Origin of the sequence: Parasphingorhabdus sp., assembly GCF_036963705.1 — a bacterium.
Lineage (GTDB): Bacteria > Pseudomonadota > Alphaproteobacteria > Sphingomonadales > Sphingomonadaceae > Parasphingorhabdus.
Genome location: NZ_JBALUT010000089.1, coordinates 1 through 8,343 on the forward strand (window position 1 = coordinate 1; position 8,343 = coordinate 8,343).

At 55.5% G+C, this 8,343-nt stretch carries 4 protein-coding genes and 1 pseudogene; 4 read left to right on the forward strand and 1 reads right to left on the reverse strand.

From position 1 onward, the window contains the following. The 4 genes and pseudogenes from V7680_RS14035 to V7680_RS14050 all read left to right on the forward strand — a co-directional run. Window positions 1-1,133 (forward strand): annotated as a pseudogene (locus V7680_RS14035) (glutamate synthase subunit alpha); the annotation flags it as partial. Between the two features lie 21 nt (window positions 1,134-1,154). Further along, window positions 1,155-2,591, forward strand: a complete 1,437-nt coding sequence (locus V7680_RS14040) for a glutamate synthase subunit beta (RefSeq protein WP_335653891.1) — start codon at window positions 1,155-1,157, stop codon at window positions 2,589-2,591. 27 nt (window positions 2,592-2,618) lie between these two features. Continuing rightward, entirely contained in the window at window positions 2,619-3,704 is a 1,086-nt protein-coding gene (locus V7680_RS14045; RefSeq protein ID WP_335653892.1) for a TIGR03032 family protein, read from the forward strand. Window positions 3,705-3,770: 66 nt separating this feature from the next. Further along, window positions 3,771-5,765, forward strand: a complete 1,995-nt coding sequence (locus tag V7680_RS14050; RefSeq protein WP_335653893.1) for a pyrroloquinoline quinone-dependent dehydrogenase — start codon at window positions 3,771-3,773, stop codon at window positions 5,763-5,765. 67 nt (window positions 5,766-5,832) lie between these two features. On the opposite strand, the gene V7680_RS14055 is transcribed toward V7680_RS14050, so the two are convergent. Continuing rightward, window positions 5,833-8,157 carry an EAL domain-containing protein gene (locus V7680_RS14055; protein WP_335653894.1) on the reverse strand — a complete coding sequence of 775 codons (2,325 nt, stop codon included), beginning with the start codon at window positions 8,155-8,157 and terminating at the stop codon, window positions 5,833-5,835. Window positions 8,158-8,343: the final 186 nt, after the last annotated feature.

Below are 8,343 nucleotides of genomic sequence, written 5' to 3' on the forward strand. Positions count from 1 at the left end.
ATGTGATCAACTATTTCTTCTTCGTCGCCGAAGAGCTGCGCCAGATCATGGCCGATATGGGCTTCCGGACGATCGAGGAAATGGTCGGACGGGTTGACCGGATCAACATGAGCAAGGCGCTGCACCACTGGAAAGCCGAAGGCGTCGATCTGTCGCGTATATTGCATCAGGTTGTTCTCGCCGAAGGGGAGCCGCTTCATCAGACCATCACCCAGGACCACGGTCTTGACGCCGCGCTGGATAAGGATTTGATAGCTGCAGCGACGCCGGCTCTTGAAAACGGGCAGACCGTCAAGATCGAACGCAAGGTGAAGAACGTCAACCGGACCGTCGGCGCGATGCTGTCGGGCGAAGTTGCAAAACGCTATGGCCATGCTGGTCTGCCGAACAACACCATCCAATTGTCCTTCGAAGGCGTGGCGGGACAAAGCTTCGGTGCATTTCTGGCCCATGGTATAACTGCTGAATTGATCGGCGATGCCAATGACTATGTCGGTAAAGGCCTTTCAGGCGGCCGCGTCATCGTCAAGCAACCCGCCCATGTCGACCGCAATCCGACCGAGAATATCATCGTCGGCAATACCGTGCTCTATGGCGCGGTCGCTGGCGAAGCCTATTTCAACGGCGTTGCCGGAGAGCGTTTCGCTGTCCGCAACTCGGGCGCGGTCACCGTCGTTGAAGGCACAGGCGATCACGGCTGTGAATATATGACGGGCGGCGTGGTTGTTGTACTGGGCAAAACAGGACGCAATTTTGCAGCCGGCATGTCGGGTGGCGTGGCCTACGTCTATGACGAGGACGGTCTGTTCCGCAAGCGCTGCAATATGGCGATGGTGGGCGTCGAGCCGATCAACGCTGATGAAGAAGATGGTGAAGGCACCACACCGCCGCAGCAGCTTCCGGTCGATGTAAATGACTATGGCATGGGTGACATGCTCTATCATGACGCAGCACGACTGCGGATTTTGCTGGAACGTCACAAACTTTATACCGGCAGCAGGCAAGCAAGTGAAATCCTCGACAATTGGGAAGAGGCCCTTGGTCGTTTCGTAAAGGTCATGCCGAGTGACTATGCCGCGGCGCTTAAACAACTGGAAGCCGAACGCCTCGACGCGATCGTCGCTGCAGAATAATTGAAGATATTGGAGTAGACCGTGGGTAACGTAACAGGCTTTCTCGAGATTGATCGCAAAGAAGCGACTTATGCTGATCCAAAGGAGCGGCTGACTCATTATAGGGAATTCACGATTCCATTGCCGGAATCCGAAATCAAGGATCAGGCTGCACGCTGCATGGATTGCGGCATTCCCTATTGCCACAACGGTTGCCCGGTGAACAACATCATCCCGGACTGGAATAATCTGGTCTACGAAGGCGACTGGAAGACGGCTCTGGAAACGCTCCAGTCGACCAATAATTTCCCCGAATTCACGGGTCGCATCTGCCCTGCCCCTTGCGAAGCCAGTTGCACGTTGAACATCGATGACGCGCCGGTGAACATCAAATCCATCGAATGCGCGATTGTCGATCGCGGATGGGAAGAAGGCTGGATTACCCCTCAGATCGCCGAGCATAAAACCGGAAAATCTGTCGCGGTCGTCGGCTCCGGCCCTGCTGGACTGGCTTGCGCCCAGCAGCTTGCCCGTGCCGGACATAGCGTCACCCTTTTCGAGAAAAATGACCGTATGGGCGGGTTGCTGCGTTACGGTATTCCCGATTTCAAGATGGAAAAACATCTGATCAACCGGCGCCTGGTGCAAATGGAGGCAGAAGGCGTTGAATTGCGCACGAGCGCCGAAGTCGGGGTCACCGTTTCGGTTCAATCGCTACGCGACAATTACGATGCCGTGGTAATGTCCGGCGGCGCGGAAAAACCGCGTGCGCTCGACATCCCCGGATATGAAATGTCCGGCGTCCGTATGGCGATGGAATTTCTGACCCAGCAAAATAAGCGCAACGCTGGCGACGACGAAATGCGGGCCGCTCCGCGCGGATCGATTACCGCCGAAGGCAAGCATGTCATCGTCATTGGCGGTGGTGATACCGGATCGGACTGTGTCGGCACATCCAACCGCCAAGGCGCCGCTTCGGTTACCCAGATCGAGATCATGCCCAAGCCGCCAAAAATGGAAGACAAGACTTTCTCCTGGCCCGATTGGCCGTTGAAACTTCGCACCTCATCCAGCCATCTGGAAGGCTGCGAACGGGACTGGTCGATCATGGCAAAACGGGTTGTCGGGACAAACGGCGAGGTCGAAGGTCTGGAATGTATTCGTCTCGAATGGGTCGACGGCCAGATGCAGGAAGTCGAGGGCAGCGAATTCACCATCAAAGCCGACCTTATCCTCCTGGCGATGGGCTTTGTAGGACCCCGCAAAATGGGGCTGGTCGATCAATCGGAAGTCGAACTGGACGCGCGTGGCAATGTCGCAGCCAATGTGAGCAGCTACACGACCAGCAAAAGCGGTATTTTTGCCTGCGGAGACATGCGTCGGGGCCAAAGTCTCGTTGTATGGGCCATTCGCGAAGGGCGTCAGTGCGCGCGGGCCGTCGACTTGCAACTCATGGGTCAAAGCTTGTTGCCGCGGTGAGGTTGCTATAAAGCAGACAAGACCGATATGGCCGAACCGGAACATACCAACAAGCCGACCGAGGCTTCCCCTCCTGCTCAGGCCGACGCGGGCAAAACCGACATCGATTTTTCAGCTGGCCTTGCCGGGTTTCTGGCAGCCAGCAACATTTCGCTCGGTTTTACATCCTATCAGACCGGCAGACTGTATCTCATAGGCTCGGGTCCAGAGGGCAAGCTCGCCCTGCACGAGGCGCAATATCCCCAGGCGATGGGCGTGGCGGGCGACAACGAGCGCATCTATCTCGGGACGCTGACCCAGGTTGTCCGGATGGAAAATGTACTGGCGCCGGGCCAGACCGCGAACAACGTGCACGACAAAGTCTATGTCCCGCGCAATATGCAGACCACTGGCAATATCGATATTCACGAGCTCGGCATCCGCAACAACGGGCGACTGGTCTATATCAACACCCGCTATAGCTGTTTGTGCGAACCCGATATCAAACATAGTTTCAAGCCGATCTGGAAGCCGGAATTCATCTCCAAACTGGCACCGGAAGACCGTTGTCATCTCAACGGGCTGGCGATGGTAGACGGTGAACCGAAATATGTCTCCGCCGTCTGCCGCAGCGATGTTATCGATGGCTGGCGCGACCGGCGCCACGATGGCGGCGTGATCATCGATATCGATACAAATGAAATCATGGCCGAGGGCCTGTCGATGCCGCACAGCCCTCGCTGGTTTGACGGAAAATTATGGGTACTCAATTCCGGTAGCGGCGAACTGGGCTGGATCGATCCGAAAGATAAAAGTTTTCACCCAGTAGCCTTCTTCCCCGGCTTTTTGCGCGGTCTCGCGTTTCACGGCAATCATGCGATCACGACTTTGTCAAAGCCGCGCAACAAGCGGTTTGACGGGCTCGCGCTTGACGACAAGCTGAAGGAAAAAGATGCCGATGCCTGGTGCGGCTTACAGATACTGAATTTGCAATCGGGTGACGTCGCCCATTGGTTGCGCTTTGATGGAGCGATCACCGAACTTTTCGACGTCTGCGTTCTTCCCGGCGTGCGCAACCCGATCACGCTCGGTCCGAACTCGGCAGAGATCAGGGACTTTATCACTTTCGATTAGCTGATCGATGGCAGTCTTCCGGAAGTGCGCCTTTCCCAAGCGGTATAATTTCGTTACACTTCGGCCATGAACATTTCACCGGTTCGCGCTACATTGGCCTTGCTGGGCCTGTTTCTGGCGATCAGCGTTCTTGGCGGGTCGGCCATCTGGTCAGTGCTTGGTCTCGCCGATGATCTCACCATTGAAGGCAAGGCCGGGATCGTCCGTCCAGACAGCGGTGGCCTGGGCACGGATTGGAAAGCCTATGGAGGTGACGCCGGAGGCAATCGCTATGTGACCGCCCGCGAAATTGACAGGGACAATGTCAGCAGCCTTGAAATTGCATGGGTCCATCAAAGCGGCGCGTTAAATGACCGAAGTGAAGAGGCGCTTTCCCGCGTGGCCCTGCAGGCCACTCCGATATTGGTTGAGGATATACTGGTCTACTGCACCCAGTTCAACCAGGTCATCGCGCTCGACCCCGGTACGGGGGCTGAAAAATGGCGCTTTGATCCCGAGGTGCCAACCGACAGCCGACCTGCCAATCAATATACTTGCCGCGGGGTTTCCTACTGGCAGGATAGCGCTGCGACACCGGGCGCGAAATGCGCCTCGCGCCTGTTCACCGCGACCGTCGATGCGAGGATGATTGCGCTGGACGCTAGGACCGGTCAGCTCTGCACGGATTTTGGCGAGGGTGGAACCAAACGCATTCAGCCGTCGATTTCGCTGCGTTGGCCGGGCGAATTTCAGGTAACCTCGGCACCGGCGATTGTCGGCGATATTGTTGTAACCGGAACGGCGATCGGAGACAATCTGCGCACCGATGCGCCCAGAGGAACCGTATTCGCCTTTGACGCGCGGACCGGCGAAACGAAGTGGGTGTTTGACCCGTTGAGTGGGTCGCCGAATGTTCGCGGCGGCCACAGCAATGTCTGGAGCAGCATCGCTGTTGACGAGGAACGCGGGCTTGTCATCTTGCCGACCTCCAGCGCCAGCCCGGATTATTACGGAGGCAACCGGCCCGGCGATAATCTCTACGCCAATAGCGTGGTGGCTCTCAACGGCGATAGCGGTACGGTCGCATGGCATTTTCAAACGGTCCATCACGATGTCTGGGACTATGATCTCCCTGCCCAGCCCGGGCTCTATCAGGTATGGCGCGAAGGCAAGGCGCATGATGTCGTGGCTCAGGTCACCAAGACCGGTCTGGTTTTCGTGCTCGATCGCGACACCGGCAAGCCGTTTCTCCCGATCGAGGAAAGGGCGGTGCCGCAAGGCGGGGTTGAAGGTGAAATCCTCTCTCCTACCCAGCCCTTTCCGGTTAAAACACCTGCGATTGTGCCCGACCGGCTGAACCCTGCCGATGCGTTTGGTGTAACCTTGTGGGACCGATGGGCCTGCAAATCAAAGCTCGAGAAGCTGCGCGGAGACGGCCTGTTCACGCCACCAACAATTGCAGGAACCCTGTCGCTTCCATTTACCGGCGGCGGCGCAAATTGGGGAAGCGCGGCTTATGATCCGACCCGCAATTTATTAGTGATCAACATGAACAATATGGCATCCTATATGGCCATGCATCCGAATATCACCGAGCGCGAGCAGATCGATCAAATAGACGATGGCGATGATTTCTCGCCAATGGAACGCTCGCCTTACAGCATGACCAGAGCCGAAATCCTTTCACCCCTCGGCCTGCCCTGCTCCGCTCCGCCGTGGGGCGTGCTAGCTGGTGTAGATCTCGACAGCGGGAAAATTGTCTGGCGGCAGACTTTGGGTACGACTGAAGATCTCGCTCCTGGCGGACTGGCTTTGAAACTGGGAACGCCCGCATTCGGCGGACCTATGGTCACCGCGGGCGGGCTGATATTCATCGGCGCGACCATGGACGACTATCTCCGGGCGATTGATGTCGAGACCGGCAAGGAACTCTGGAAAGGCAGGCTCCCCGCTGGCGGACAGGCAACGCCCATGAGCTATGTCTGGGAAGGCCGGCAATATGTCGTCATCGCCGCTGGTGGACATGCGCGCATCGGAACAAAACTGGGTGACAATATCGTTGCATTTGCGCTCGCCAAATAGCGTGGTCGCAGCGACTGTTCCTGATTGAAACGAGCATTGTGCCCCACCTCCGGAGGCCATTTCGGAATCAGGCAGACAATCTTTCTTCTTCGAAATTATTATCCAGCCAGACCGCCGTAAACACCTCGCTGGAAATCGGCTTGGAGATATGCCAGCCCTGACCAATGTCGCATCCGTATTTGGTCAGCATATCCATACATTGCTGGTCCTCGATCCCTTCAGCGACAATCTTCAATCCCAGGTCATGGGCCATGGCGATGGTGGATTTCACGATCACCTGATTAGCATTTTCAGTCACCATCGTCTGGACGAAGCTCTTGTCGAGTTTGATCTCGCTAATCGGTAGACGCTGCAAATAGCTGATCGTCGACTGGCCGGTTCCATAGTCATCGATGGATACTCTTATTCCGGATTTCTGGATAAGCTTCAGCGCCAATAGAGCCGCATCAGGATCAGCCAGGGTGGCGGTCTCCGTGACTTCAAACACAATCTGTCGATTGGAAATATTGGCAGCTTTGACCATCGCGATGGCCTCGTCGACAAAGCTGCTTTCGCCCAGAAGCTTCGCTGAAATATTGACCGAGCAAGTCAATCCCGGACGTTGTTTTTCCCAACTGGTTATATCATCCAATGCCCGCCGCAGCACCAGGAAGGTCAACTGGTCAATGCGTCCCGCTTGTTCGAGCAGAGGAATGAATATTTCGGGGCTGATCAAACCGCGTTCCGGATGGCTCCAGCGGACCAGAGCCTCTGCGCCGTCAAGGCGGTTCGCCGACAGGTTCCATTTGGGTTGATAGACAACGTCCAAATCTCCGTCCTCGATCGACCGATCCAGTTCGATCAGAAGATTGTGCTTTTGGCCGATCGCATGGTCGACTTCTTCGTTATGCCACGCCCATTTTTTGCCGGCGGCAAAAGCCTGTCCCGACGCAATTCTCGCCTTGTCGACAGATTCTCCGCTGATACCCAAAGTTGCAGCTATCTTGATTTTGGTTTCTTCGGCCATGACCGGGGCCTGTAAAAGAGCGTTAGCGGTATCGAAATGACCCAGAATATCGCTTTGATATTCGCTCTTTACAACCCAGGCAAACAAATCGGATTCAAGATGGTAGATTTGCTCGTCCATGGCAAGAAAGCTCAGCCGGCTCGCGAAATTCCGGAAAAGATCGCGCCGTGATTCCTTGTCGGTCACGACCAGCAACTCGCGGAAATCTGAAATTCGGGCCGTTGCGATATAGCCGAAATCTTTGTTGCCAATGGCTTTCAACAAGGCCGCTTCATTGGGTAGGTTGCTTGCCTCGTTGACATATCGACTGGTATTCAAAGCCTTCGTAGTCGTCAGGAATTTCTGAAGCAGAATATAGGACACCAGAAAGAACATGGCCTTGACGTTCAAAAAGGTGAGGACATTCAGATATTCGGCGAGAAACACCAACCCTATCAGAACAACGCCCGTTCCCACTGCAACCCTGATCATCCCGGCCGCCGACACTTTTTGCGTGAGGATGCAGCCGAGCACAACTATTCCCGCGAACAACAAGGATGGCAGGTCCCCAAGGCTATTCAAATTGGTCCCCTGAATAAGGGTTTCGCTGGCCATCGCCTGGATGACTACGCCGGGAACGATACCAAAGCGGCTGATCGGATATCGGTCGCCCAGTTCGATCGCGGTCGCGCCGATCAAGACTTTCTTGCCCGCCAGATCTATCGGTGGACCGCTTGCCCCGATCAAGTCGGCAAAGCTAAGACGGGGAATGGTTTCCGGATCAATCGATTGATCGATCGCAAAATTTTGGTCAATATCGCCGGACACTTCGGCGATCATGCTGGCAAGCGATGGACGCGCCATACCGCCAGTTGTGGTCCCGAAGCTATATTCGTTCAATTGCCCGAGGCTGTCCGGATGAACGTTGACCGATGCCAGAAAAGCATTTTCCCGCAATATGTCGATTGGCAGGCTTTCAACAAATTTTGAATTTACCGTCGACGCCTGTTGCCGCATCGTCGGCAATATGACCGTTGCATCAGACCGCGCAATTGCATCCGCCAGGATCCGGTCTTGGGTTTCGGTCGAACGAGAGGAAAAATCTACATCAAAGGCAATCTGGGTCGCGCCCGCTTCGTTCAGAATATCGATCGCTTTGGCATAATATTCGCGAGGCCACGGCCAATTGTCGACGGCTTGCAGCGATTTGGCATCAATCTCGACAATTACGAGATCACCGGATGCCGGCTTTTCCAGCATAGTGGCACGCAAATTGCCCAGCTGGCGCTCGACCTCATTGCCTACGCCTGCAAGACTCAACGTCAGCGCCGCTAGCAAGGCCAATATCCACGCCGCCAAAAACTGGAAAAACGCATCTGCGTCTAGAGAGGAAAAAATGGCCTTCAATTACAGCTCCAAGGAATACCTGGAGAACATCTAACCGAAGACCACTCTATTTTGCGTTAACGCCAGAAAATTGGCGATTCTCCAACGTTCTAGTTGAACAATGAACCGACAATGGTTTCGACATTGCCCTTGGAGTTGCCGTTATTGCCGTTACCATTGCCGCCGACATTCACTCCGACTTCAGCA

Excerpts from the sequence above, each read along its gene's own strand:
- V7680_RS14045 (WP_335653892.1), top strand. The coding sequence starts at position 2,619 with ATGGCCGAACCGGAACATACCAACAAGCCGACCGAGGCTTCCCCTCCT.
- V7680_RS14050 (WP_335653893.1), top strand. The coding sequence starts at position 3,771 with ATGAACATTTCACCGGTTCGCGCTACATTGGCCTTGCTGGGCCTGTTT.